The sequence below is a fragment of the Streptomyces jumonjinensis genome, from assembly GCF_009600885.1.
In the GTDB taxonomy this organism is placed as follows: domain Bacteria; phylum Actinomycetota; class Actinomycetes; order Streptomycetales; family Streptomycetaceae; genus Streptomyces; species Streptomyces jumonjinensis.
This window is the reverse complement of the sequence record NZ_VCLA01000050.1, coordinates 1-26468: the sequence shown is the minus strand read 5'-3', so window position 1 is coordinate 26468 and position 26468 is coordinate 1. Positions and strand designations below refer to the sequence as shown.

Sequence of the window (26468 nt, the reverse complement as noted above, 5' to 3'; positions counted from 1 at the left end):
GGGGACGCCGGGGCGTGGGCGGCGTACGCGGAGCCGGGCCGCGCCGTCCAGGCCGTGGCGGAGTCCGGGGCGGTCGCCGGAGGCTCGGGCGGGGGCGTCGGCGAGGGCGGGACCGGGCCGCCCGCGAGCACCTGCTCGACCTCGTCCGGGTAGGGCATGGCGGTGGAACAGGCCAGCCGCGCCGCCACGATCGCCCCGGCGGCGTTGGCGTACCGCATGATCCGCTCCAGCTTCCAGCCGGAGAGCAGCCCATGGCAGAGCGCCCCGCCGAAGGCGTCTCCCGCGCCGAGCCCGTTGACCACGGTGACGGGGACCGGGGGCACCTCGGCCCGGGAGCCGTCGCGGTGCAGGGCGAGCACTCCCTCGGGTCCCTGCTTGACCACCGCGAGCTCGGCCCCGGCGGCCAGCAGGGCGCGGGCCGCCGCGGCCGGCTCCCGCTCCCCGGTGGCGATCTCGCACTCCTCCGGATTGCCGACGGCGACGGTGGCATGGGCGAGGGCCCGGCGGTAGTACGGCCGCGCCGTGTCCGGGTCGGCCCAGAACATCGGCCGCCAGTCGAGATCGAAGACCGTGACGCCGCGGCGGTCGCGGTGCGCGAGCGCGGCCAGGGTCGCGCCGCGGCTCGGCTCGGCGCAGAGTCCGGTGCCGGTCATCCAGAAGACCCGGGCCCCGGCGATGGCGGCCAGGTCGAGCTCCTGCTCGCGGATCTCCAGATCGGGGGCCTTGGGCTGCCGGTAGAAGTAGAGCGGGAAGTGGTCCGGGGGGAAGATCTCGCAGAAGGTGACCGGGGTCGGATACTCGGGCACCGGCGTCACCCAGCGGTCGTCCACGCCGAACTCCTCCAGCGCCTGGTGGAGATAGTCCCCGAAGGCGTCCCGCCCGGTGCGGGTGATCACCGCGGTGCGCCGGCCGAGCCGGGCCGCGCCCACGGCGACATTCGACGCCGAGCCGCCGAGGAACTTCCCGAAGGCGTCCACCTGTGCCAGCGGGACCCCGGTCCGCAGCGGATAGAGGTCCACTCCGATCCGCCCCATGGTGATCACGTCGTACGGCTGAGGGTCGTACGGCCCAGTCATGCCCGTCCCTTCGGTTCGACGCCCGGCTCTCCCCAGGTCTAGTGGCCCCCGTCCGACCCTGTCAACATTTTGTCCTGACATTCGGACGTTGGCTTGACACCCATATCCCGCCAACCGGAAGCTCATCGGCATGACCTCCCCCGTCCCCTCCCTGAACCGCATCCGGGTCGGCTCGGCCCCCGACTCCTGGGGGGTGTGGTTTCCCGACGACCCTCGGCAGGTGCCCTGGCGGCGCTTCCTCGACGAGGTCGCCGACGCCGGTTACGAGTGGATCGAGCTGGGCCCCTACGGCTATCTCCCCAGCGACCCCGCCGTACTCGCCGAGGAGACCGCCCGGCGCGGGCTGAGGGTCTCCGCCGGAACGGTCTTCACCGGGCTGCACCACGGCCCCGCCGTCTGGGAGAAGACCTGGGCCCATGTCGCGGACATCGCCGAGCTCACCCGCGCGATGGGCGCGGAGCATCTGGTCGTCATCCCGTCCTTCTGGCGGGACGACAAGACCGGCAGGGTGCTGGAGGACAGCGTCCTCACCCCCGCACAGTGGCGCGATCTGACCGCTCAGACCGAGCGGCTGGGCCGTGAGGTGCGGGAGCGGTACGGGCTGCGGATCGTCGTCCATCCGCATGCGGACACCCATATCGACAGCGAGGAGAACGTCGGCCGTTTCCTCGACGCCACCGATTCCGGGCTGGTCTCGCTCTGTCTCGACACCGGGCACTACGCCTACTGCGGCGGCGACAGCGTCAAGCTGATCGAGACCTATGGCGAGCGGATCGGCTATCTGCATCTCAAGCAGGTGGACCCGGAGATCCTGGCCGGAGTCGTCGCCGAACAGCTGCCGTTCGGGCCCGCCGTGGGCCGGGGGGTGATGTGCGAGCCCCCGTCCGGGGTGCCCGCGCTGGAGCCCGTGCTCGCCGCGGCACAGGCGCTGGACGTGGAGCTCTTCGCCATCGTCGAGCAGGACATGTATCCTTGTCCGCCGGACAAGCCGTTCCCGATCGCGCGGCGGACCCGCCGGTTCCTGCGCTCCTGCGGGGCCTGAGCCCGCCGAGGGCCCTGCGACCTCTGAGACCCCTGCGGCTCCTGAGCTCAACGTGCGGTATCCGTCATGGTTGTCGCCCGCTCATCACACATGTCTTCATTACGCGGGCCTTCCGTCACAGCCGTTCAACATCACCGCTCTCCCCCTCCACGTGAGCGCCGCGCGGGCGCAGGCTCAGTGATCGCCAGCGCTCGCGCGACAGGCCCTTCGGCGGTCCCCCGGCCGCCGCTGCCGTGCGCGCTAGGGAGGTGTCACACCGATGACGGACCGCAGGCTCTGGTCGTACAAGGACATCGCCGCTCACATCCGGGTACAGCCCGACACCGTCCGCTCCTACCGCAAGCACGGCATTCTCCCGCCGCCCGATCTGGTGGAGGGCGGTAAATCCTACTGGCACGCCGAGACCATCCGGGTCTGGGTGGCCAACCGCCCGGGGTACAGAGGCAGAAGAAGCTGAGCCCCTGACGGCCCGGTCCCGCACCCCGCTAGGGGCGCGGGACCGGGCCGTCTCCCGTCCGGGCCGTCTCCCGTCCGGGCCGTCTCCCGCCCCGCCCCGGCCGTGGGCGACCGCGCCGCACCGGCCCACCGGGATCCCTTGATACCCCCTAGGGGTATTGTATAGTGAGCATCACAGGGGCCCGGGAGCATCCGGGGCCCCGGTACGCCACATATGCGCCGCCTGAGCGCCTCTCAGACGCCCCGCGAGGAGACCGACATGACCGCGAAGACCGAGATCGAGATCACCGAGACCGCCGCCGCCTCCAGCTGCTGCGGCGGCAGCTCCTGCGGCACGGGCGCGGCGGACGCCGAGGCCGGGGCGGGCGTCACCGCCGTCTACGAGGTCTCCGGGATGACCTGCGGCCACTGCGAGGGCGCGATCTCGGCCGAGGTCTCCGCCATCGCGGGCGTCACCTCCGTGACGGCCGTCGCCGCGACCGGCCGGGTGACCGTGGTCTCCGAGGCCCCGCTGGACGAGGCGGCCGTACGCGCCGCCGTGGACGAGGCGGGCTACGAACTGGTCGGCCTGGCCGGCTGACCCCGCACCGCACACCGGACGGCCGGGCCGCCTCCCTCCCGGAGGCCGCCGCGCCGGACCGTCCGCGCCCCGCACTCCGGGCCGTATCCGACCAGCACCGACTGGCCGGGTACGGCCCGGCCCCATACCCCGGACAGAAACGGGCCTTACGGTCCGGACGGAACCCTGCCTTACGGTCCGGACGAAACCCGGCCCCGCACCCCGGACGAAACCCGGCCGTACGGTCCCATCGGAACCCGGCCCCAGGGCCCGAACAGAACCCCGCCCCGCACCCCGGACGGAACCCCGTCCCGTCGGCACCGGCCGTCACATCCGCCACCGCCGCACCCGGGGAATCGGAGCCCGCCGCGGACCCCCGCCGCCGATGTCTCGGCCGAGGCCGCCCAACTCACCCCTCTACGGGGTGATCTGCGTCTCGCCATAGATGTGATCCGTCTCGCACAGCGGACGCCCGCCGCCGCCGGGAGGAAACTTTTCCGGGGTTTCGGCGATACCGCGACCGCACCGCCCATGACGGCATCTCGCCTGCTCAGCCGCATGATCACCGAAATCGCCGCGGCCTTTTCGCCCGCCTTTGCGATACCGGGCGGCCGGCGCCCCCAGCCCTTCGGGCGGCTACATGTGACGCACAAGACCTTCACAAAGAGACCTAGATCACAGATATTTGGGGGTAACCATTCAGGCTCTTCATGAGTCTATGTGGGCGATGCCGAGAACGTCTTGGGGGACGTTCATGGGTTGTCTTGGGGGACGACCCAGGCAAGCGTTGGCCGGGGCACGTGCCCGGGGAGCTTTGAGCGGCCCTCCCGTGCGTACGTACCCCGGCAGACCGCGTGGAAGTACGCGGCACACAGACACCCGGCCGGATCCCGTGGGGGGAATCCGCTCCGGGGATATGGAAAGCGCCCCGCGCGCCGACCCGTGGGGGGATCGGCGGCGGGGCGCTTTCGCCGTTTGCGGGGCCGGACGGCCGACGGCCGCCTCGATGGACCCGATGGGACGCCGCCAGGGCCGTACGCCCGCCACAGGGCCGTGCGGGGCGCGGAAGCGGCAGATGTCACGCTCCGCGCCCGGCGTCGGCGGGCCCGGTGGCCGGGCGGCCTCCGGACGCCTGCGTCAGCGAGCCTCCACCGGGACGAAGTCGCGCTCGACCACGCCCGTGTAGATCTGGCGCGGACGGCCGATGCGGGAACCCGGCTCCTTGATCATCTCGTGCCACTGGGCGATCCAGCCGGGCAGCCGGCCGAGCGCGAAGAGCACGGTGAACATCTCGGTCGGGAAGCCCATGGCCCGGTAGATCAGGCCGGTGTAGAAGTCGACGTTCGGGTAGAGCTTGCGCTCGACGAAGTAGTCGTCGGACAGCGCGTGCTCCTCCAGCTTCAGGGCGATGTCGAGCAGCTCGTCGGACTTGCCGAGCGCCGAGAGGACATCGTGCGCCGCAGCCTTGATGATCTTCGCCCGGGGGTCGAAGTTCTTGTAGACACGGTGGCCGAAGCCCATCAGCCGGACGCCGTCCTCCTTGTTCTTCACCTTGCGGATGAAGGAGTCGACGTCGCCGCCGGAGGCCTGGATGCCCTCCAGCATCTCCAGCACCGACTGGTTGGCGCCGCCGTGCAGCGGGCCCCAGAGGGCCGAGATGCCCGCGGAGATCGAGGCGAACATGTTCGCCTGCGAGGAGCCGACCAGCCGGACCGTGGAGGTCGAACAGTTCTGCTCGTGGTCCGCGTGCAGGATCAGGAGCTTGTCGAGCGCCGCGACCACGACCGGGTCGAGGTCGTACTCCTGGGCGGGGACCGAGAACGTCATCCGCAGGAAGTTCTCCACGTACCCGAGGTCGTTGCGCGGGTAGACGAAGGGGTGGCCGATCGACTTCTTGTACGCGTACGCCGCGATCGTCGGCAGCTTGGCGAGCAGCCGGATCGTGGAGAGGTGGCGCTGCTTCTCGTCGAACGGGTTGTGGCTGTCCTGGTAGAACGTCGACAGCGCGCTGACCACGGAGGACAGCATCGCCATCGGGTGGGCGTCGCGCGGGAATCCGTCGAAGAACCGCTTGACGTCCTCGTGCAGCAGCGTGTGCTGGGTGATCTCGTCCTTGAAGGCCGACTGCTCGTCGACGGTCGGAAGCTCGCCGTTGATGAGCAGATACGCCACCTCAAGGAAGCTGGAGTGCTCCGCCAGCTGCTCGATGGGGTAGCCGCGGTAGCGCAGGATGCCCTGCTCACCGTCGAGATAGGTGATCGCCGATTTATACGCGGCCGTATTGCCGTAGCCGCTGTCCAGGGTCACCAGACCGGTCTGGGCTCGGAGCTTCCCGATGTCGAAGCCCTTGTCGCCGACGGTGCTCTCAGCCACCGGGTAGGTGTATTCACCGTCCGCGTACCGCAGTACTACAGAGTTGTCGCTCACGTCATCCCTCACCGACGTAGTGCCTCTTCTTCGAGGTGCCCTGACTGTCTCTACCATCCCCCATTTGGCTCAGCAGAGTGCACTCGGGGTCGACCCATGGGCCTATTGGCGGCACTCAGTGCCGCCAACCTGCTCATCCTGCCCCGTTCGCCCTGATTCTGGAAGTCGGGGTGGCGTTTCCCACCCCCGGGCGGGAGGGCTTCCCCCACCCGGCGGAGCACCCGAAGGGGCCCCACGAGGCCCCGATCAGCCGCCGCCGGAGGGCCGATCGGAGCGCCGGACGGGGGCGCCGCCGACCGCCGGGAGGCCCTCCCATCAGCCGCCCGCCAGCCGGTGGTCCAGGGCCGTGAAGCGCCTGCCTGCGGAAACCGTGCGCACCGCCTGCCCTATCGCCTTGCGCGAGCCGACCAGGACCACGAGTTTCTTCGCCCGGGTGACGGCCGTGTAGAGCAGATTGCGCTGAAGCATCATCCAGGCTCCGGTGGTGACCGGGATCACCACCGCCGGGTACTCGCTGCCCTGCGAGCGGTGGATGGTCACCGCATAGGCGTGGGCCAGCTCGTCCAGCTCGTCGAAGTCGTAGGGGATCTCCTCGTCCTCGTCCGTCAGCACGGTCAGCCGCTGGTCGTCCGGGAGGAGCGAGGTCACGACCCCGACCGTGCCGTTGAAGACGCCGTTCGCCCCCTTCTCGTAGTTGTTGCGGATCTGGGTGACCTTGTCGCCGACCCGGAAGATCCGGCCGCCGAAGCGCTTCTCCGCCACATCCGGCCGGGCGGGGGTAATCGCCTGCTGAAGCAGCCCGTTGAGGGTGCCCGCGCCCGCCGGCCCCCGGTGCATCGGGGCCAGAACCTGGATGTCCCGCCGTGGGTCGAGACCGAACTTGGCCGGAATCCTTCGCGCCGCCACATCCACGGTGAGCCGTCCCGCGTCCTCCGTCTCCTCCTCCGCGAAGAAGAAGAAATCGGTCAGGCCCTTGGTGATGGGCGGTGCGCCGGAGTTGATGCGATGGGCGTTGGTGACCACCCCGGACTGCTGGGCCTGCCGGAAGATCCGCGTCAGCCGGACGCTCGGCACCGGGCCGCCCTCGGCGAGCAGATCGCGCAGCACCTCGCCCGCGCCCACGCTCGGCAGCTGGTCCACATCCCCTACCAGCAGCAGATGCGCACCGGGCGCGACCGCCTTCACCAGCTTGTTGGCCAGCAGCAGATCCAGCATCGACGCCTCGTCCACCACCACCAGATCCGCGTCCAGCGGCCGGTCCCGGTCATAGGCCGCGTCACCGCCCGGCTTGAGCTCCAGCAGCCGGTGGACCGTGGACGCCTCGGCCCCGGTCAGCTCCGAGAGCCGTTTCGCCGCGCGGCCGGTGGGGGCGGCCAGCACCACCTTGGCCCGCTTGGCACGGGCCAGCTCGACCACCGACCGTACGGTGAAGGACTTTCCGCACCCCGGGCCGCCCGTCAGCACCGCCACCCGGCTGGTCAGGGCGAGCCGGACGGCCGCCTCCTGCTCGGGCGCCAGCTCCGCCCCCGTACGCCGCGCGAGCCAGGCGAGCGCCTTCTCCCAGTCCACGTCCCGGAAGGCCGGAAGCCGGTCGTCCGCGGCCCGCAGCAGCCGCTGCACCTGGGCGGAGAGCGAGAGCTCCGCACGGTGGAAGGGCACCAGGAAGACCGCCGTCAGCGGCTCCCCGCCGTCCGGCGCGGGAACCGTCTCCCGGACCACGCCCTCCGGGTCCGCCGCGAGCTCCCCGAGGCAGTCGATGACGAGACCGGTGTCCACCTGGAGCAGCTTCACCGCGTCCGCGATCAGCTTCTCCTCCGGCAGGAAGCAGTGCCCCTGGTCGGTGGATTGCGACAGCGCGTACTGAAGGCCGGCCTTCACCCGCTCCGGGCTGTCGTGCGGGATGCCCACGGCCTGGGCGATCCGGTCGGCGGTGAGGAACCCGATGCCCCACACGTCCGCCGCCAGCCGGTAGGGCTGGTTCCGCACGACCGAGATGGAGGCGTCCTCGTACTTCTTGTAGATGCGCACGGCGATGGAGGTGGAGACGCCGACGCCCTGGAGGAAGACCATCACCTCTTTGATGGCCTTCTGCTCCTCCCACGCCGCGCCGATCAACTTCGTCCGCTTCGGGCCCAGTCCGGGGACCTCGATCAGTCTCTTGGGCTCCTGCTCGATCACATCGAGGGTGTCGACGCCGAAGTGGTCCACGATCCGCTCGGCGATCTTCGGGCCGATGCCCTTGATCAGGCCGGAGCCGAGATAGCGGCGGATGCCCTGGACGGTGGCCGGGAGGACCGTCGTGTAGTTCTCGACGGTGAACTGCTTGCCGTACTGCGGGTGGGAGCCCCAGCGGCCCTCCATCCGCAGGGACTCGCCCACCTGCGCGCCGAGCAGCGAGCCGACCACCGTGAGGAGATCCCCGGCGCCCCGGCCGGTGTCGACCCGGGCCACCGTGTACCCGTTCTCCTCGTTGGCGTAGGTGATCCGCTCGAGAACGCCTTCGAGCACTGCTGGATTGGACATGATCCGACGCTACCCCCGACGTCGGACACCCCGCTCCCGCCTGTGGACAACTCCCGTCCGCGCCGTCCGCAATCGCTGGAAGGCCCCGAACCCCCGGAAGGGGCCCGGCCGACCGGCCGGGCCCCTTCCTCTTCCCCCTCCGGCAAGGCTCCACCAGTCCCCCCGGCCGTTCCCCCGGGAGCCTTGACGACTGATACGACACCCCTCGCCCGCGTACGGTTCCGCCCCCGCGCGCTCATCTCGGCGGCGGGTCCGGCGCCCCCATCTCGTATCTCGCCCGGGCCTGCACCCGGCCGTCCGCGGCATAGGCCGTCACCTCGTACACCGCCCTCCGCCCGAGGTCCACGAACGCGTAGTACACCCCCCAGCCGGGGTCGCCGGGCAGCCGCAGCAGCGCCGCCGTATAGCTCCGGCCGCCCAGCGCCCGCACCTCGATCCGCCGGGGCACCGCGTCCGTCCGGAACGCCCCGCTCACCAGCCCCCAACGGGGCGAGTAGCCCGTGCTCACGCTGTTGGCGCCGATGTTCTCGCCCACATCGTCCCGGCCGGTCCGGGCCGCGATGCCGCTCTCGATCTCCTCCGCGCCCACCACGAAGCTCTGCCGCCCGCTCGACATCAGCGCCACCCGCACCTCACGGCCGATGCCGAAGGCCCGGTCCGGCTCCACGGTCCGCACATGGGACGGGGAGAGCATCGTCGGCGCCGGCCCGGGAACGCTGGTGGCGGGCGGAGCGGTCGGCCTGGCCCCCTTCAGCTCCGGCACCGCGCCATAGCCGACCACCGCCAGCGCCGCCGCGACCACCGCCCCCGTCGTGGTCGCGGCGCGGCGCCGGCGTGCCCTGCGGCCCCGGCGGACCACCTCCTCGATCGGGGGCCACCCGACCGGGGAGGCATCCGCCTCCCGGCGCAGTTCCACCCTAAGGAGCGCCTCGGACCCGGCCGCCGTTCCATCCCCCAGGCGCGAGCCGTGGACCCTCCTGCCGTTCACCCGCCGGCCGTGGACGCCTCCGCCGTCCACGGCCCGGCCGCCGGCCTGCGTGCCGCCGCCCTCACGCGTACCGCCGTCGCACCTCTCCTCGTCGTTCACGGGCGGGCCTCCTGGGTCACCGGCCCCGCCCCCCGGCGGGCCGGCGGGAGACCCGCCCTGGTCTCGCAGACGCCCGGCTGCTCACGCAGCCTGCACAGCGCGCGGGCGGTGTGGCTGCGCACCGTGCCGACACGGGTGCCCAGCATCCGGGCCACCTCCGTCTCACTGTGGTCCTCCAGATACCGCAGCACGATCACCGCCCGCTGTCTGGCCGAAAGCCGCTGAAGGGCGTCGGCCAGCGCACCGCGCTCGGCGATGCCGTCCGTGCGGTCCGGCGCCGCCGTCTCCGGGAATCTGTTGGTCAGCCACTCCCGGACCCGCAACAGCCGCAGCCGGTCCGCATTGGCGTTGATCATGATGCGCCAGACATACGCGTCGGGGTTGTCCGCGCGCTGCACCCGCTCCCACTTCACATACGCCTTGGCCAGGGCCACCTGCACCAAGTCCTCCGCGTCATGGTGGTTTCCGGTGAGGAGGCGGGCGGTTCGGAGCATCCGCGGCCACCGGGTGACCACGAATGCCCGGAACTCGGCCTCCGCGCTCGTCTTCACAACAGGGGTCCTCCGGTCAGGGGCCGCTGTTCGCCTTCCGTGCCGCGGGCACGGTTCGCGAGGTGCGCCTCAGCGCGTGGTGACACCCGTCCCGACGGTGCCGATCGTGCCGCCCGCGGTTCCTTCCCCGGCGGCGTACGCCATGACCGGCCCGGGCCCGTGCCGGTACCCGTGCCCGTGCCCGTACCGACGCCTTCCCCGGGCCCGGCCCGCCGGGGGCCGCACACCGTCCTCACCGGACGCGGACGCCCTGTCCCTCATGTTTCCTCCACCGCCGTCACCGGTGTTCCGAGCCGCTTGCCCCGAACGCGTACATCTCTCAGACGGTGCGGCGGACCGCCGGCTATGTCATGGCGCGAAAGATTCTTCCGGGATGCCGGGCGGCCCTCCTCACAGGACGTGTTCGATGAAGCGCCGAACCGTCTCGGCCAGCACCTCCGCCCCGTCCCGCGCCCACAGCCCGTCGTTGAAGAGCTCCGCCTCGATCGGCCCCCGGTACCCCGCCGCGTCCACCCGCTCCCGCCAGCGGCGCAGTTCGACCGCGCCGTCGCCCAGCTGTCCCCGGCCGGTGAGCACCCCCCGCGGCAGCGGGGTCGTCCAGTCGGCGACCTGGAAGGCATGGATACGGCCCGCCGCGCCCGCCCTCGTCACCGCCGCGGGCGCGGTGTCGTCCCACCAGACGTGGTACGTGTCCACCACCACGCCCACCCGCGGGGCCGGGAACCGCTCCGCCAGCTCCAGCGCCTGAGCGAGCGTGGAGACCACGCAGCGGTCGGCCGCGTACATCGGGTGCAGCGGTTCGATCGCCAGCCGTACGCCCCGCTCCGCCGCGTGGGGAGCGAGGACGTGGAGCGCGTCCGCGATCCGCTCCCGGGCGGCACTCAGATCCCGGCTGCCCGGCGGCAGTCCGCCGCTGACCAGCACCAGGGTCTCCGTGCCCAGGGCCGCCGCCTCGTCGATGGCCGACCGGTTGTCGTCCAGGGCGCGCAGCCGCGCGCCGGGTTCGGCCGCCGTGAGGAAGCCGCCCCGGCAGAGGCTGGTGACGGTCAGCCCCGCCCCGGCGACGAGCCGCGCCGCCTTCTCCACTCCGTACGCCCCTACCGGTTCGCGCCACAGACCGACACGGGTGACGCCGAGACGCGCGCAGGCTGCGGTCAGTTCGGGCAGCGACAGCTGCTTCACGGTCATCTGATTGATGCTGAAACGGTCCGCCACAGCGTCCTCCGGAATGTCGTCCGGGCGCTTCACGCGTCGACTCCGTACATCCCGAGCAGTGTTCTCATCCGGTGCTCCGCCAGCGCGGGATCGGGGAAGAGGCCCTGCTCGTCGGCGAGTTCGTACGCACGGGCGAGATGCGGCAGCGAACGCGCCGACTGGAGCCCGCCGACCATCGCGAAGTGCCGCTGACGGCCCGCCAGCCAGGCCAGCAGCACCACGCCGGTCTTGTAGTAGCGGGTCGGCGGCTCGAAGAGATGCCGGGCGAGGGGAACGGTCGGATCGAGCCGGGCCCGGAAGGCGCGTACGCCGGCACCGCTGCCCGGAGCGCGTACGCCCGCGAGGGCGCTCGGACCGCTCGCACCGTCCCCCGGACCCCCCGCGTCCAGAGCGCGTACGGCGTCGGCGGCCACCGGCCCCAGCGGGTCGAGGACACCCAGCAGGGCATGGCTGAAACCCTGTTCATCGCCCGCGATCAGCTCCGGATAGTGGAAGTCGTCGCCCGTGTAGCAGCGCACACCCGCCGGGAGCCGCCGGCGCAGCGCGATCTCGCGCCCCGCGTCCAGCAGCGAGATCTTGACGCCGTCCACCTTGTCCGGATGAGCCGCGACGACATCGAGGAAGACATCGGTCGCGGCGGAGAGATCGGTGCTGCCCCAGTACCCCTCCAGCGCCGGATCGAACATCGGGCCGAGCCAGTGCAGGATCACCCGGCCGCCGGACTGCCGCAGCAGCCCGTCGTACACATCGAGATACTCCTCCGGGCCGCGGGCGATCGCCGCGAGCGCCCGGGACGCCATCACGATCGGCTGGGCCCCGGTCCCCTCCACGATCGCCAGCTGCTCCTCGTACGCCCGGCGGACCGCGCCGAGCGGGGCGGGGCCGGTGAGCTGGTCCGTGCCGACGCCGCAGGCGATCGCGCCGCCCGCCGACCGGGCCTCGGCCGCCGACCGCCGGATCAGCTCCGCCGCCGCCGTCCAGTCCAGCCCCATGCCGCGCTGCGCGGTGTCCATCGCCTCCGCGACGCCCAGTCCGTGCGACCAGAGATGGCGGCGGAAGGCGAGGGTGGCGTCCCAGTCGACGGCGGAGGCGTGCGGGTCGGCGAAGGGGTCCGCGACGACATGGGCGGCGGCGAAGAGGGTACGGGAGCGGAGCGGACCCCCTCCGGTGACGGTGACGACCGGGGCCGGAACCGGCCGGGGCGTGTGGACCCGCAGCCCGCCGTCCGCGCCGGGCAGCCGGATGCTCATAGCGTCAGCTCCGGCACGTCCAGCCTGCGTCCCTCGGCAGAGGAGCGCAGCGCGAGCTCGGCGAGCTGCACTCCGCGCGCGCCCTCCAGCAGATCCCAGCGATAGGGCCCGCCCAAGGCGACATGACGCAGAAACAGCTCCCACTGCGCCCGGAAGCCATTGCCGAACTCGGCGTTGTCCGGCACCTCCTGCCACTGTTCGCGGAAGGGCTCGGTAGCCGGGAGATCGGGGTTCCACACGGGTTTGGGGGTGGCGGAGCGGTGCTGGACCCGGCAGCGGCGCAGCCCGGCGAGCGCGGAGCCCTGGACCCCGTCGACCTGGAACTCGACCAGCTCATCGCGCATCACCCGGACCGCCCAGGAGGAGTTGATCTGCGCCACGGCCCCGCTCTCCAGCTGGAGCACCGCGTACGCCGCGTCGTCGGCGGTCGCCGCGTACGGCGTGCCGTGTTCGTCCCAGCGGCGCGGGACATGGGTGGCGGTGTGCGCCATCACCGTGGTGACCTTGCCGAACAGTTCGCGGAGCACATACGACCAGTGCGGGAACATGTCGAGGGCGATGCCGCCGCCGTCCTCGGCGCGGTAGTTCCAGGAGGGGCGCTGGGCGTCCTGCCAGTCGCCCTCGAAGACCCAGTAGCCGAACTCGCCGCGCACGGAGAGGATCTCGCCGAAGAAGCCGCCGTCGATCAGCCGTTTCAGCTTGAGCAGGCCCGGGAGGAAGATCTTGTCCTGGACGACGCCGTGCCGGATGCCGGCGGCGTCGGCGAGCCGGGCCAGTTCCAGCGCGCTCGCGAGGCCGGTGGCGGTGGGCTTCTCGGTGTAGACGTGCTTGCCCGCGGCGATGGCGCGCGCGACGGCCGCCGGGCGGGCGGAGGTGATCTGGGCGTCGAAGTAGACGTCCACGGCGGCCTCGCCCCGCGCGGTGAGCACGGCGTCGAGATCGGTCGACCAGTCGGTGAGGCCGTGGCGTTCGGCGATGGCGCGCAGGGCGCTCTCGCGGCGGCCGACGAGCACGGGTTCGGGCCACAGCACATCGCCGTCGCCGAGGTCGAGGCCGCCCTCCTCGCGGATGGCGAGGAGGGAGCGCACCAGGTGCTGGCGGTAGCCCATCCGCCCCGTGACGCCGTTCATGGCGATCCGCACGGTCCTGCGTGTCACGACGCTGCCTCCAGAGGTCCCGGTGTCTTCAGATGTCTTCCGGCCCCCGGCCTCAGGTGGCCCCGGCCTCAGGCGTGTTGGGCGCTCGGGGGCCGCCGCGCGCCTGATCCCCGTGGTCCTGGGGAGTGTCCTCATGGCTCGGGGCGACGGTCTGTCCATCCGAACCCTGGCCGTCCGGGTCGCGATCCGCTGCCATGGTTCCGGGCGGGATCGCTCTTTATGGCGGTGTTCGCTCGATAGAGCTGTAGCAAGCGCTTTCTAGAGGGTATGACGCTAGCCTGCCGACAGCAGCCGGACAAGAGCCTGGCCCATCTCCCCCGGAGGAAGAGCGATGACAGTCACCCTGGCGGATGTCGCGGCGCGCGCCCGGGTGTCCCCGGCCACCGTCTCCCGTGTGCTCAACGGCAATTACCCGGTCGCGGCCACGACCAGGGAGCGGGTGCTGCGCGCGGTCGACGAGCTGGACTATGTGCTGAACGGCCCGGCGAGCTCGCTCGCCGCCGCCACCTCCGATCTGGTCGGCATCCTCGTCAACGACATCGCCGACCCGTTCTTCGGCATCATGGCCGGGGCCGCCCAGACGGAGATCAGCGGGCCGGAGGGGTCGTCGGGGCGGGCCAGGGGCGAGAAGCTCGCCGTGGTCTGCAACACCGGGGGGTCGCCGCAGCGGGAGCTGACCTATCTCACCCTGCTCCAACGGCAGCGCGCGGCGGCCGTGGTGATCACCGGGGGCGCGCTGGAGGACCCGGCGCACATCACGGCGATGTCCGCGAAGCTCGCACGGCTCGCCGACGCGGGGACGAAGGTGGTGCTGTGCGGGCGGCCTCCGCTGCCGGAGGGCGCTCCGGAGACGCGGAACGGCTCGGTGCTCGCCGCGCTCGCCTTCGACAACCGGGGCGGGGGACGGCGGCTGACGGAGCATCTGCTCACGCTGGGGCACCGCAGCATCGGCTATGTCGCCGGTCCGACGGAACGGACCACGACCCGGCACCGGCTGGAGGGCCACCGGGCGGCGCTGGCGGCGGCGGGGGTCGCCGGGGATCAGGACCGGCTGACGGTGCACGGTCCGTACACCCGGAGTTCGGGGTACGACGCGACGCGTGAGCTGCTGCGCCGCGACCCGGGGCTGACGGCGATCGTGGCGGCGAACGACACGGTGGCGCTGGGGGCGTGTGCCGCGGTGCGGGAGCTGGGGCTGCGGATCCCGGAGGACGTCTCGGTCGCGGGCTTCGACGATCTGCCGTTCTCGGTGGACGCGGTACCGGCACTGACGACGGTACGGCTGCCGCTGTTCGCGGCGGGGGCGCGGGCGGGGCGGCTGGCGATGGGGAAGGAGGACCCGCCGCCGGGAGGCATCGCGACGATCGGGTCGGACCTGATGACACGGGGGTCCACGGCTCCGCCGAGGGGGTAGCGGGGCCCGGAAGTCCTGGGCGGCCGGCCAGGGCCGGCGGCTGCCCCGAGGAAAGGAACGCGAGGAGAGGAACGCCCGCATGAAACTCGCCTTCTCGACCCTCGGCGTGCCGGGGATGCCCCTCGCGGAGGTGGCCGCCCTCGCCGCCGACTGCGGCTATCAGGGGGTGGAGCTGCGCACAGCCCCCGACGAACCCGTCAGCACCGCTCTCGGAGAGCGTGAACGGGCGAAGGCAGTACGGGAGTTCGCCCGGGCGGGCGTCGAGATCCTCGCCGTCTGCGGATACACGGGGGTCGCGGCCGAGGGCGACGACGCCGAGGTGCTCCAGGAGATCGGGGAGCTGCTCCGGCTGGCCGGGGATCTCGGTGCGCCGTTCGTCAGGGTCTTCCCGGGCGGCGGCGACCGCGATCCGGAGATCGGGGGCACCGACGCCGTGCGCAGGCTCGGCGCGGCGGCGGAGACGGCGGCCGGTGTCGGCGTACGGATTCTGCTGGAGACCCATGACTCGCATCCGACCGGGGCGGCGGTCTCCCGCATCCTGGGGCCGGTCGGCCATCGGCACGCGGGCGCGCTCTGGGATGTGCTGCATCCCTGGCTGGCCGGTGAGGAACCGGCCGCCGCGCGGGCCGCGCTCGCGCCCTTCCTGGGCTATGTCCAGGTCAAGGATGTGGCGTCACGCGACGACCTCACCCCCCTGCCCCTGGGGACGGGGACCCTGCCGCTGGCGGAGTGTCTGTCGGGGCTCGCCCCGGGCGCCTGGCTGAGCTGGGAGTACGAGAAGCGGTGGTATCCGGAGGCGAGGGAGCTGCCGGGGCTGCTGACGCCGGGGCGGGAGTTTCTGGAGGGGCTGTGCGGGCCGGTGGGGTGAGGCCCGCCCGGGTTGGGCGCAGGCGGCCCGGGCGCTCTCCGGCGGGATGAGCCCCCGCACACGGCGCGGCAGCCCCGCCGCATGCGAGCGGCGGGGCTGCCGAAGGATCGGGACCGCCCCGCCGGAGGCGGCCGGCGGGGCGGTCGGACAGGGTGGTCAGGCGGTCAGGGCGCGAGCTTCCAGCGCTGGTGGTCGGAGCCGGTGCAGTTCCAGACGCCCAGCACCTTGCCGTAGGACCCGGCGGTCAGACAGCCGCCGTCGTTGCCGACGATCTCGTACCGCCCGCCGGCGACCTCACGGAGACTCCACTTCTGGTTGTCGGAGCCGGAGTAGTTCCAGATCTGGGCGAAGTAGCTGGTCCCGTCGACCACCCGGCCGCGGTCGGTGTTGGAGTCCAGGGCCTTGCCCGTGGCGATGGACGGCGTGATCCGGTACCGGTTGTCCGCCTGCCGGGTCAGATTCCAGCGCTGGGCGGCGTGACCGGTGTCGTACTCCGCCTTGACCCTGGTTCCGTCGGCGGTGTTCGCGTTGTCCACATCGGCGGCCCAGCCGCCGACCGCGCTGAGCAGACGGGCCGTGCCCGGAACCTGCCCGGCCGAGTCGCCCCTGATCAGGAACGCGCTGTTCGCGATGTTCCAGTTCCGGTCGAGATAGCTGCCCGGCTGGGGACGCGGGTTGAAGTAGGAGTCGCGGTTGCAGTCGATCCAGGCCTCACCCGGGTTCCGGCAGCCGATCATGTCGCCGGGCGGGTTGGGGATGCCGCCGTCGTTGTAGCACATGAGGTCGCCGCGTATGTAGCAGTGCCCGTTGGCGGTCGAGCCGGGCGCTCCGGGCTGCACCGCGCCCATGGTGTGGAGCAGTTCGTGGGTGTCCACGTCGGGGTTGGCGAAGCAGGTGCTCTTGAGCCCGATCATCGGGTGGCCGGCCCGGACGTTGTGGTGGTTGTCCTGGCCCGGCCGCTTGTCGTGGGCGAAGCCGTAGCCGAGGCCGCAGACGTCGTTCTCGGTCCAGAGCACGTACTTGCGGTCGTTGCGGTCGTGCCCCGCGGCCTTGACCGCGTTCACGGCGGCGTCGCTGCCGGCGTCCATGGCGCCCTGCGGAATCACCACCCGGGTGACGGTGGGCGTGCAGGAGGAGTCATGGACGAAGCGGACTTCCCGCCGTTCGCCCATCGCCTCGGAGCTGGTGACGAAGCGGCTGTTCATCTGGGTCGCCCGGGACATGAACTGGCCGCGCAGCCCCTCCAGACGGTCGGGCTGGCGGTCGCCCCGTACGTACATCAGCTGGATACGGGGGCCGCTGACGCCGTCTCCGGCGCAGGAAGGCGCGGCCATCGCGGCGGCGGACCGGGTGGCCTTTTTGGTGGAGGGTATGCGCTTGTCCTCGTGGACCAGCGAGCGGGGTTCCGCCTTCGCGGAACGCCCGGGGTCGGGGGAGACCGGGGCGACCGGGGCCGCCTGGGCGATGGCGCCGGAGGCGGCCATGGTGCTCAGCGTGGCCGTCGCCAGGGCGAGGACGGCGGTCTTCCTCAGCCGTGCGGCCGTTGTTCTGAAGCTCATGGAAGCGGAGTCTGTCCGGAGCCTGTCAACGCCTGGTGAACGATCTCCCGCGCCTCGCCCCGGGTCCGTTTATCGCGTGTACACGCCGAACCGCGGGGACGCCTCCCACCCGTACGTACACACCGAACCGAGGGGACGCCTCCCACCCGTACGTACACACCGCACCGAGGGGACGCTACTCGCACGTACACGCCGCACCACCGCCCCGAGCCGCACCGCACCGCGCCCCTCCAGGACCCCCCTTCCGGCCGCCCCAAGGGCGGCTCTCACCGTCCTCGCTGCTCAGCGGTCCGGAATATGCCACAGGCATATATAGACGGGCATACCCTGCGCCGTATCAGTGACCTTGCGAACGCCGCGCGTAGTGACCCTTGCCACACTCTTGACCTGGTGGATATTTTCCGGTTATCCGTTTGTCTTTGGAATTTTCCTTCAACTCCCTTGTAAGGCAAGGCCGGAAGGAGCCCCTATGCACAACCGGAGCCTCTCCAGACGCAGCCTCCTCGCTGCCACGACCGTCACCGCCGCGGCGGTCGCCTCAGGCGTCGCCCCCGCCGTGGCCGACGGCCGGGCGCGGGAGGACCGCCTCAAACAGCTCATCTCCGGGATGAGTCTGGAGGAGAAGGTCGGCCAGGTCTTCGTACCGTTCGTCTGCGGCACATCGGCCACCGAGCCCTCCCCCGAGGCCGTCGAGGCGAACCTCGCGATCCTGGGCGTCCGTACGGGCGCCGAGGCCATCGCCAAGTACCACCTCGGCGGAATCATCTACTTCGTCTGGTCGGGCAATCTCCAGCGCCCCCAGCAGATCGCGGATCTCTCCAACGGCCTTCAGCGGGCCGCCCTCGGCACCCCCGGCCAGGTGCCGCTGCTGATCTCCGTCGACCAGGAGCACGGTTCCGTCACCCGGATCGGCGCCCCCGCCACCCTGCTGCCGGGCGCGATGGGGCTGGGCGCGGTCGGCTCCACCGACGCCGCGCGCACCGCCGGGCACATCGCCGGTGTCGAGCTGGCCGCGATGGGCATCCGCCAGAACTACGCCCCGGTCGCCGACGTCAATGTGAACCCCGCCAACCCGATCATCAACGTACGCTCCTTCGGCTCCGAGCCCGCCGAGGCCGCCCGGCTGACCGCCGCCCAGGTCCGGGGCTACCAGCGGGCGGGGGTCGCCGCCTGCGTCAAGCACTTCCCCGGGCACGGCGACACCGCCGTGGACAGCCACACGGATCTGCCGGTGATCACCCATACCCGTGAGGAGTGGGAGCGGCTGGACGCCCCGCCGTTCCGGGCCGCCATCGCCGCGGGCGTGGACTCGATCATGACCGCGCATCTCCAGGTGCACGCGCTGGACCCGAGCGACGACCCGGCCACCCTCTCGCACCCGATCATCACCGGCGTACTCCGCGAGGAACTCGGTTACGACGGGGTCATCGTGACCGACGCGCTCAACATGAAGGGGGTGATGACCAAGTACGGGGAGGAGCGCGTACCCGTCCTCGCCCTGAAGGCGGGCGTCGACCAGCTGCTCTACCCGAACAACATGGCGCTCGCCTGGAACGCGGTGCTGGCGGCGGTCAAGAGCGGTGAACTCACCGAGGCCCGGCTGGAGGAGTCGATTCTGCGGATCCTCCGGCTCAAGGACAAGCTGGGGCTGTTCGACGACCCGTATGTCTCCCCGGCGGAGGTGGACCGCAAGGTCGGCACCCGCAAGCACCTCGCCACCGCCGACGATATCGCCGAGCGGGCCACCACCCTGCTGGTCAACAAGGGCGAGCTGCTGCCGCTGAGCAAGCGGCGGCAGAAGAATCTGCTGGTCGTCGGCGCGAACCCGAAGTTCCCCACCAGCGATAAGCACACCTCCGTGCCCGCGCTGGCCGACGCCCTCACCGGACTCGGCTTCCTCACGACCGCGCTGCCCACCGGCGAGTCCCCGACCACGGCGCAGATCGACGCCGCGGTGGCCGCGGCGGCGGGCAAGAACGCGATCGTCGTCCTCACCCGGAACGTGAGCGCCGCCAGCGCGCAGCGCACCCTGGTGCGGAAACTGGCCGCGACCGGGGTCCCGGTGATCACCGTCGCCATCCGCAACCCGTATGACATCGCCCAGCTCAGCGGGGTCAGGGCCGCCCTCGCCAGCTACTGCTGGGGGGATGTCGAGATGCGCGCCGTCGCCCGGGTGATCGCGGGCCGCGCCGAACCGGGCGGCGAGCTCCCCGTCCCCGTACAGCGGGCCGACGACCCCACGAAGGTCCTCTTCCCCGTGGGCCACGGGCTGTCCTACGACGACTGATCCGGACCCGCCCGGCTCCACGAAGCTGAACAGCGCCCGCCACCGTGACCTCGCGGCACGGCGACGGGCGCTGACTTCACGGTCCCTCAGGTCAGGGAGGTCACGGGCGCAGACCCCGCTCGCGCTCGATGTCCACCTTGTCGAGCTTCGCGTCGGGCTTCGCCAGCGGCCTGGCCTTCGACTCGTCCAGCCGGACCGCGGTCGGGGCGACGCCCGCCCACTCCAGGATCGAGGCGGTGGCGGCGGCCTCCTGCTTGGCGGACAGACCCGCCACATCGGAGCCGTGGTTGCCGCCGGGGACCGTGTAGACGTAGCTGTCCCGGCTGCCCTTGCCGAGGCGGAACGGCTCCGAGCTCCACGGGTCGTTCTGGCCGTTGACGAACATCATCCGGTTCGCCTTCTCACGGACGAACTTGTCGACGCCCGCCATCACATCCGGCTTGAAGCGCATCTTGATGTCGCGCGGGACGAAGTTGCGCGGCTGCTGGTAGCCGTAGCGGGTCAGCCCCTTGAGGTGGGGCATCTTCATGTCGGGCGCGCCCAGTTCCGTACCGGCCTGGTAGTAGTACGGCGTGTACGGCGTCAGGCCCTGGTCGGTGTAGAACGAGAAGCCCGAGACCTTGTCGATGGTGTTCATGAGCTCAAGGTCCGAGAGCTTCTTGGCGGTCGGCAGCTTCTTGCAGTCGGCGGCCAGGCTGTACTGCCAGAAGGCGAACGTGTAGTCGAGAACGACGGCCTCATAGGCCTTGTCCAGCGAACCGACCGTCTTGAAGGTGAACTTGTTGTCCTTGGCGTACTGCTTGTAGATCTTCTTCAGCGGGGTGCGGCGGATCAGGGCCTCGCGCTGGATGTTGTCCAGCTTGGTACGGCACTCCTTGGTGCCGACCTTCCTGAAGAACTCGTCGTACGCGGCGTCCTTGTCGTTCGCCACGTCGTTGGGGGCGACATACGCGACGACGCCGTCCATGTCCTTCGGGTAGAAGCGCTCGAAGTAGGTGGCGGTCATACCGCCCTTGGAGCCGCCGGTGGCGATCCAGTTCTTGTCGTAGATCTTCTTCAGCGCGGTGTAGATCCGGTGCTGGTCACTGGCGGCCTGCCAGATGTCGAGCTTGGACCAGTCGGCGGGCTTGGGCCGGGAAGGAGTGAAGAAACGATACTCCATGGCGACCTGGTTGCCGTCGACGATCGTCGTGGGCTCGCTGCGGAACGGCTCGGTGTAGAGGCTGTAGCCGCTGGTGTAGAACACGGTCGGACGGGAAGTGTCCTTGTGCAGCAGGGTGAGCCGCTGCTTGAAGGTGCCCTTCTCCGGGTTCCGGTGGTCGATCGGCTGCTTGTAGTTGAGGACGAAGTACCGGTAGCCGGCGTGGGGCTTCTCCTCTATCAGGCTCATGCCCGGTATCGCGAGGATACGGGCCTTGATGTCCTGTGCCGCCGCCTGCTGTCCGGTCTGCACGCCATTCGCCGTGTCCCCGGTGGTGGTCGCTCCGGCCGCGGTCGCGGTGCCTGCGAGCATCGCGAGCGACAGCACGCCTGTGAGCGCCTTGCGCATGAACCCTCCCCTGATCCATTTGTGGTTCGCGGCGAACCTAGCGGTGGTAACCCCCGACCCGCCAGAGTTATTTATCTGCAAAACACAATGATTAGACCGACAGGGAGGATGAATCCGGCCAAGTCGGTCAGCAGAGGATCCAGCCAGTCGACCGTCCCGTGCCGGAGACCTTGCCGGTGGCCCGGACACAGCGGTGGAGGGCGTGCACGGAGACCGGTCCGGCCCTGCGGGTGAACCGGCCCCGCTCCATCACGGCCCGGCCGCCGCGCGGCTGGAGGGAGACGGACATCGTGCGCCGCAGACCGGGCCGTTTCGCATGGGTGACGGCGCAGGCGTAGCGGTGGTTCTTGTAGATCCGCAGCTCACCGGTGGCGAAGGGGTAGACCCGGTCCGGGCTGCCGGAGCAGGCCGAGGGGAGGGCCGCGGCCGTGGCCGGGGCGGCGGGACCGGCGGCGATGCCTCCGGCCACCATCAGCAGCACGGCGAGGAAACGGGTCAGCAGCCGGGTGCCGTGCCTCCGGCCGGGGTGCCGGGCCGTCGCGGGCCCTGAAGCCCACGTACCCGCGCCCTGTCCGCCGGGCCACCCGTCCCCCGTACCGCTGAGCCTCATCTCCCCCGTACCCCCGAGTCTCATCGCCGCTCCCCCTCGCAGTGACTCTTTCCCGTCCCCTACGTCCGTACGACGCTCGTACGGGCCGTTTGGTTGTCGTGGACGGGGCGACTCACGGCTGAACGGGGGGCTTTCGGACACGATCACCCCACGCACGCCACGCGCACCCCGCAGCGGCTCAGGCCACGACCGCCGCGAGCCCGTCCTCGGGCCGGTCCTCGGGACGGTCCTCGCCGCCGCGCCCGGCCGTCCCCGCGGTCACCGGAACGTCCTCGCCGGTGAAGGTGCGCCACAGCGCCGCGTACCGCCCGTCCAGGGCGAGGAGCTCCCCATGGGTGCCGTCCTCGGCGACCCGGCCGTCCGCCATCACGATCACCCGGTCCGCGCGGGCGGCCGTGGTGAGCCGGTGCGCGACGACCAGGGTGGTACGGCGGCCGGTGAGCCGGTCGGTGGCCTGGTTGACCTGGGCCTCCGTGGCCAGATCGAGCGCGGCGGTCGCCTCGTCGAGCAGCAGGACATCCGGGTCGACCAGCTCGGCGCGGGCCAGCGCTATCAGCTGGCGCTGCCCGGCCGAGAGATTGCGCCCGCGCTCGGCGACGTCATGGAGATAGCCGCCGTCGAGCGTGGCGATCATGTCGTGCGCGCCGACCGCGCGGGCCGCCGCCTCCACCTCGGCGTCGCTCGCGCCGGGCCGGCCGTAGGCGATCGAGTCCCGGACGGTCCCCGCGAAGAGATACGACTCCTGGGGCACGACCCCGAGCCGGTGCCGGTAAGCCGTCATGTCCAGGTCCCGCAGATCCGCGCCGTCCACGGTCACCCGGCCGCGCGTCGGATCGTAGAACCGGGCGACCAGCTTGACCAGGGTCGACTTCCCCGCGCCGGTCTCGCCGACGAACGCCACCGTCTGCCCCGCCGGTATCCGCAGCTCGATCCCGGTGAGGGCCTCCTCCTCGCCCCCGTACGCGAAGTCCACGCCCTCGAAGGCGATCTCGCCCTGGAGCGAGCGCACCCCGGCGGGGGTCCGCGCGGGCTGGGTGGAGGGCCGCTCCTCCAGCAGCTCCTGGATGCGCTTCAGCGATACGGCGGCCTGCTGATAGCCGTCGAAGACCTGGGACAGCTGCTGCACCGGGGCGAAGAAGAGCTCGATGTAGAGCAGATAGGCCACCAGCGCGCCCGTGGTGAGGGTGCCCGCCTCGATCCGGTTGGCGCCGACGATCAGCACGGCCGCGGCGGCGACGGACGACAGCAGCTGGACGAAGGGGAAGTACACCGAGATCAGCCACTGACCGCGCACCCGCGCCTTGCGGTAGCTGTCGCTGCCCTCTGCGTACCGCCGGTTGCCCTCGCGCTCACGGCCGAACGCCTGCACGATCCGCAGCCCGGAGACCGACTCCTGGAGGTCGGCGTTGACGCCGGAGATCCGGTCGCGGGCGAGTTCGTACGCCTTCACGCTCTGCTTGCGGAAGAACCAGGTGCCGACGATCAGCACCGGCAGGGTCGCGAAGACCAGCAGCGCCAGCGAGAGATCGATGACGATCAGCGCCACCATGATCCCGAAGAAGGTGACGACCGAGACGAACGCGGTGACCAGGCCCGTCTGGAGGAATGTCGACAGGGCGTCCACATCCGTCGTCATCCGGGTCATGATCCGACCGGTCAGTTCGCGCTCGTAGTAGTCGAGTCCGAGCCGCTGGAGCTGGGCGAAGATCCGCAGGCGTACGGCGTAGAGCACCCGCTCCCCGGTACGCCCGGTCATCCGGATCTCGCCGGTCTGCGCCAGCCACTGCACCAGCACGGTGCCGAGCGCGAGCAGGGACGCGGCCCAGACGGCGGCGAGCGCCGTCTGCTCCACTCCCTGGTCGATGCCGTGGCGGATCAGCACCGGCAGCAGCAGACCCATGCCCGCGTCGATCGCGACCAGCAGCAGGCTCAGCAGCAGCGGCAGTCCGAAGCCGCGCAGCAGCATCCGCAGGCCCCGGCTCTCGCCGTGGGTGTGCTCCGGGAGCGTGGCCCGCGCCTCGTCGACACGGGGGGTGTCGTCGGCGGGCGGCAGCGCCTCGACCTGGGCGAGCAGTTCGGGGGTCGCGCCCGGGGCGGCGGACTCGGCGGCACTCTCGTCGCGTACCCAGAGCCGGGGGGTGATGCCGCGCTCGGCGTCGAACTCCGCGTCGAGTTCCTCGCGTACGGTGCGGTCGTCGTCCGGCCCCGTGGCCGGCGGCGGGGTGTGGCCCGGGGAGACCCCGCCGAGCTCGTCGGGGTCGGTGAGCAGCCTGCGGTAGAGGGCCGAGCGGGCCGTGAGCTCCTCGTGGGTGCCGATGTCGGCGAGGCGTCCGCCGTCGAGGACGGCGATGCGGTCGGCGAGATGGAGGGTGGAGCGGCGGTGGGCGATCAGCAGGGTGGTGCGTCCGGCCATGACCGCGCGGAGCGCCTCGTGGATCTCGTGCTCCACCCGGGCGTCGACGGCGGAGGTGGCGTCGTCGAGGAGGAGGAGCCGGGGGTCGGTGAGGATGGCGCGGGCGAGGGCGACGCGCTGGCGCTGGCCGCCGGAGAGGGTGAGTCCGTGTTCGCCGACCTTGGTGTCGTAGCCCTCGGGGAGCTCCGCGATGAAACGATCCGCCTGGGCGGCGCGGGCGGCGGTCTCGATCTCCTCGCGGGTCGCGTCGGGCTTTCCGTAGGCGATGTTGGCGTGGACGGTGTCGGAGAAGAGGAAGCTGTCCTCGGGGACGAGTCCGATGGCGGCCCGCAGGGACTCGGTGGTGAGCTCGCGGACGTCGTGGCCGCCGACGAGCACCGCGCCCTGGCTGACGTCGTAGAAACGGGGCAGCAGCAGGGAGACGGTGGACTTCCCGCTGCCGGACGCGCCGACGACGGCGACGGTCTCGCCCTCGGCGATCTCCAGCGAGAATCCGTCCAGGACGGGCCGGTCCGGGTCGTAGCCGAAGGTCACCCCGTCGAACTCGACGGTCGCCGGGGCGTCGGCGGGCAGCTCCTTGGTCCCGTCCTTCAGGGTCGGCTCGGTGTCGATGAGCTCCAGTACGCGCTCCACACCGGCGCGGGCCTGCTGGCCCACGGTGAGGACGACGGCGAGCATCCGGACCGGGCCGACGAGCTGGGCGAGATAGGCGGAGAAGGCGACGAAGGTGCCCAGCGTGATCTGGCCGCGGGTGGCGAGCCAGCCGCCGACCGCCAGCATGGCGACCTGGCCGAGGGCGGGGACGGCCTGGAGGGCCGGGGTGTAGCGGGCGTTGAGCTTGATGGTGCGCAGCCGTCCGGCGAAGAGCCTGCGGCCCGCGTCGCGGAGCTTGCCGGCCTCCTGCTCCTCCTGGCCGAAGCCCTTGACCACCCGTACGCCGGAGACCGCGCCGTCGACGACCCCGGCGACCTGGGCGGCCTGGCTCTGCGCGTACCAGGTGGCGGGGTGGAGCCGGGTGCGGCTGCGGCCCGCGATCCACCAGAGGGCGGGGGCGACGGCGAGGGCGATCAGGGTGAGCGGCAGCGACAGCCACGCCATGATCACCAGGGAGATCGCGAAGAGCAGGAAGTTCCCGATGGTCATCGGGAGCATGAAGAGCAGGCCCTGGATCAGCTGGAGATCGCTGGTGGCGCGGCCGACGACCTGCCCGGTGGAGAGCTCGTCCTGCCGTCGGCCGTCGAGCCGGGTGATCGTCGCGTACATCTCGGTGCGCAGATCGTGCTGGACGTCGAGGGCGAGCCGGCCGCCGTAGTAGCGGCGTATATAGGTGAGGCCGTAGACGACGACGGCCGCGGCTATGAGCAGACCGGTCCAGACCGCCAGCGAACGCGTCCTGTCACCGATGACATCGTCGATGACGACTTTGGTGATGAGGGGGACCAGGGCCATGACGGCCATGCCCGCGAGCGAGGACCCGAGGGCGAGCAGCACATTGCGCCGGTACCGCCAGGCGTATCCGGACAGCCTCCGCGCCCAGCCGCTCTCCGGGCTCCGGGCTCCGGTCCCCGCCCGGCCTCCGGCTTGTTCCGCCGCTGCCTTCGCCGCCGCCACGTGGTGCCTCCCGTTGGTTATGTCCCACCGGAAGACACCAACGCGCCGGGGCCCGGATTTCATCCCGCCGGGCGGTGGAGCCGTCGCGGTGCGGGCGTGCCCGGCTACGTTCCGTCGGTTCCCTGGGTTCCGTGGGCGGGTACGGATTCCCTCGCGGCGCGCTCCGGGGTGGCGGGCACGGCCTCGTGCGGAACGGCGGGGGGTACGTAGGCGGTGCGCGCGGGCGCCTTGGGGCTGAGGCGCTTGTGGATCGCGCGGGAGACGGCCTGGATGGTGTTCACACCGTCCGTCATGGTCTTGTTGCCATGGGTGAGGATGGAGATCGTGTAGTTGTGCCCCTTGCCGGTGAAGGCGCCGATGGAGTGGACCCGCCAGCCGTGGGTCTTCCGGGGCAGCCAGCCGTTCTTCACCTGGACGGTCGCGGTGGCGGGGGCGCCGGCCGGGGTGCCCCAGCGCTGGTCGCGGACGACCTCGCCCATCAGCTTCCGGGCGTAGGCGCGGGAGTCGTCGGTGAGGAGGGAGTTCTTCGTGGTCAGCCGTCCGAGCAGACGCTGCTGGTCGCGGGCGGTGATCTGGGTGAGGCCCCAGTAGCGGTCCGCGCCGGGGGTGGTGTCGGTCATCCCGGCGGCCTTGATGAAACGTTTCACCTTCGTCGGGCCGAGCTGCTTCCACAGGGTGGAGGTCGAGGCGTTGTCCGACTTGGTGATCATGGCCTTGGCGAGGGACTTCTCGCGCGAGGTCAGCTTGCGCTCCTGCCTCTGGGCGTCGAGGAGGAGCGCGCCGAGGACAGTGACCTTCACGACGCTGGCCGAGT

The 26468-nt window shown here is 71.4% G+C and carries 19 protein-coding genes; 6 read left to right on the top strand and 13 right to left on the bottom strand.

What is annotated here, in order from left to right; genetic code table 11:
• Positions 1-1076, bottom strand: a 1076-nt coding sequence (iolC, locus tag FF041_RS06490) for a 5-dehydro-2-deoxygluconokinase (RefSeq protein ID WP_153521415.1), incomplete at its 3' end; no start/stop codon positions are given.
• Between the two features lie 130 nt (positions 1077-1206).
• On the opposite strand from iolC, the gene FF041_RS06485 reads away from it, so the two are divergent.
• From FF041_RS06485 to FF041_RS06475, 3 genes are all read left to right on the top strand, one after another.
• Positions 1207-2118 carry a sugar phosphate isomerase/epimerase family protein gene (locus FF041_RS06485; protein WP_153521414.1) on the top strand — a complete coding sequence of 304 codons (912 nt, stop codon included), beginning with the start codon at positions 1207-1209 and terminating at the stop codon, positions 2116-2118.
• Between the two features lie 259 nt (positions 2119-2377).
• Positions 2378-2575: a helix-turn-helix transcriptional regulator gene (locus tag FF041_RS06480; protein ID WP_153521413.1), complete on the top strand. Its 198-nt coding sequence runs from the start codon at positions 2378-2380 to the stop codon at positions 2573-2575.
• Between the two features lie 258 nt (positions 2576-2833).
• On the top strand, positions 2834-3154 hold the full coding sequence (locus FF041_RS06475; protein ID WP_153521412.1) for a heavy-metal-associated domain-containing protein: 321 nt from the start codon (positions 2834-2836) through the stop codon (positions 3152-3154).
• 1116 nt (positions 3155-4270) lie between these two features.
• On the opposite strand, the gene FF041_RS06470 is transcribed toward FF041_RS06475, so the two are convergent.
• From FF041_RS06470 to FF041_RS06440, 7 genes are all read right to left on the bottom strand, one after another.
• Positions 4271-5560 (bottom strand): citrate synthase, encoded by a 1290-nt coding sequence (locus FF041_RS06470; RefSeq protein WP_323391370.1) that lies wholly within the window; start codon positions 5558-5560, stop codon positions 4271-4273.
• Between the two features lie 315 nt (positions 5561-5875).
• Positions 5876-8083 (bottom strand): SF1B family DNA helicase RecD2, encoded by a 2208-nt coding sequence (gene recD2, locus FF041_RS06465; protein ID WP_153521410.1) that lies wholly within the window; start codon positions 8081-8083, stop codon positions 5876-5878.
• 235 nt (positions 8084-8318) lie between these two features.
• Positions 8319-9170 (bottom strand): hypothetical protein, encoded by an 852-nt coding sequence (locus FF041_RS06460; protein WP_153521409.1) that lies wholly within the window; start codon positions 9168-9170, stop codon positions 8319-8321.
• Entirely contained in the window at positions 9167-9721 is a 555-nt protein-coding gene (locus tag FF041_RS06455; protein ID WP_323371492.1) for a SigE family RNA polymerase sigma factor, read from the bottom strand. Before FF041_RS06455 ends, FF041_RS06460 begins: the two co-directional genes overlap by 4 nt.
• 390 nt (positions 9722-10111) lie before the next feature.
• Entirely contained in the window at positions 10112-10909 is a 798-nt protein-coding gene (locus FF041_RS06450) for a sugar phosphate isomerase/epimerase family protein (RefSeq protein WP_153521418.1), read from the bottom strand.
• A 56-nt stretch (positions 10910-10965) separates the two neighbouring features.
• Positions 10966-12186 (bottom strand): dihydrodipicolinate synthase family protein, encoded by a 1221-nt coding sequence (locus FF041_RS06445; protein ID WP_153521408.1) that lies wholly within the window; start codon positions 12184-12186, stop codon positions 10966-10968.
• On the bottom strand, positions 12183-13343 hold the full coding sequence (locus FF041_RS06440) for a Gfo/Idh/MocA family protein (protein WP_323391369.1): 1161 nt from the start codon (positions 13341-13343) through the stop codon (positions 12183-12185). The genes FF041_RS06445 and FF041_RS06440 overlap by 4 nt, the downstream gene beginning before the upstream one ends.
• A gap of 331 nt (positions 13344-13674) precedes the next feature.
• Between FF041_RS06440 and FF041_RS06435 the strand changes: the two genes are divergently transcribed.
• Positions 13675-14757, top strand: coding sequence for a LacI family DNA-binding transcriptional regulator (locus FF041_RS06435; RefSeq protein ID WP_153521407.1), 1083 nt, complete (start codon positions 13675-13677; stop codon positions 14755-14757).
• Positions 14758-14836: 79 nt separating this feature from the next.
• Positions 14837-15625, top strand: coding sequence for a sugar phosphate isomerase/epimerase family protein (locus FF041_RS06430; protein WP_153521406.1), 789 nt, complete (start codon positions 14837-14839; stop codon positions 15623-15625).
• 164 nt (positions 15626-15789) lie between these two features.
• Here FF041_RS06430 and FF041_RS06425 read toward each other — a convergent pair whose 3' ends face one another.
• Positions 15790-17184 carry an RICIN domain-containing protein gene (locus FF041_RS06425; protein WP_153521405.1) on the bottom strand — a complete coding sequence of 465 codons (1395 nt, stop codon included), beginning with the start codon at positions 17182-17184 and terminating at the stop codon, positions 15790-15792.
• 469 nt (positions 17185-17653) lie between these two features.
• Here FF041_RS06425 and FF041_RS06420 point away from each other — a divergent pair, with 469 nt between their 5' ends.
• Positions 17654-19471: a glycoside hydrolase family 3 protein gene (locus tag FF041_RS06420; RefSeq protein ID WP_153521404.1), complete on the top strand. Its 1818-nt coding sequence runs from the start codon at positions 17654-17656 to the stop codon at positions 19469-19471.
• 100 nt (positions 19472-19571) lie between these two features.
• On the opposite strand, the gene FF041_RS06415 is transcribed toward FF041_RS06420, so the two are convergent.
• The 4 genes from FF041_RS06415 to FF041_RS06400 form a co-directional block, all read right to left on the bottom strand.
• The gene (locus FF041_RS06415; protein ID WP_153521403.1) at positions 19572-21020 is read right to left on the bottom strand and encodes a S28 family serine protease; all 1449 of its coding nucleotides are present in this window, start codon (positions 21018-21020) and stop codon (positions 19572-19574) included.
• Between the two features lie 127 nt (positions 21021-21147).
• Positions 21148-21654: a hypothetical protein gene (locus FF041_RS06410; protein ID WP_323391368.1), complete on the bottom strand. Its 507-nt coding sequence runs from the start codon at positions 21652-21654 to the stop codon at positions 21148-21150.
• Between the two features lie 154 nt (positions 21655-21808).
• Positions 21809-25717 (bottom strand): ABC transporter ATP-binding protein, encoded by a 3909-nt coding sequence (locus tag FF041_RS06405; RefSeq protein ID WP_153521402.1) that lies wholly within the window; start codon positions 25715-25717, stop codon positions 21809-21811.
• Between the two features lie 41 nt (positions 25718-25758).
• Positions 25759-26468 (bottom strand): serine hydrolase (locus FF041_RS06400; RefSeq protein WP_153521401.1); only part of this gene is annotated, 710 nt, incomplete at its 5' end.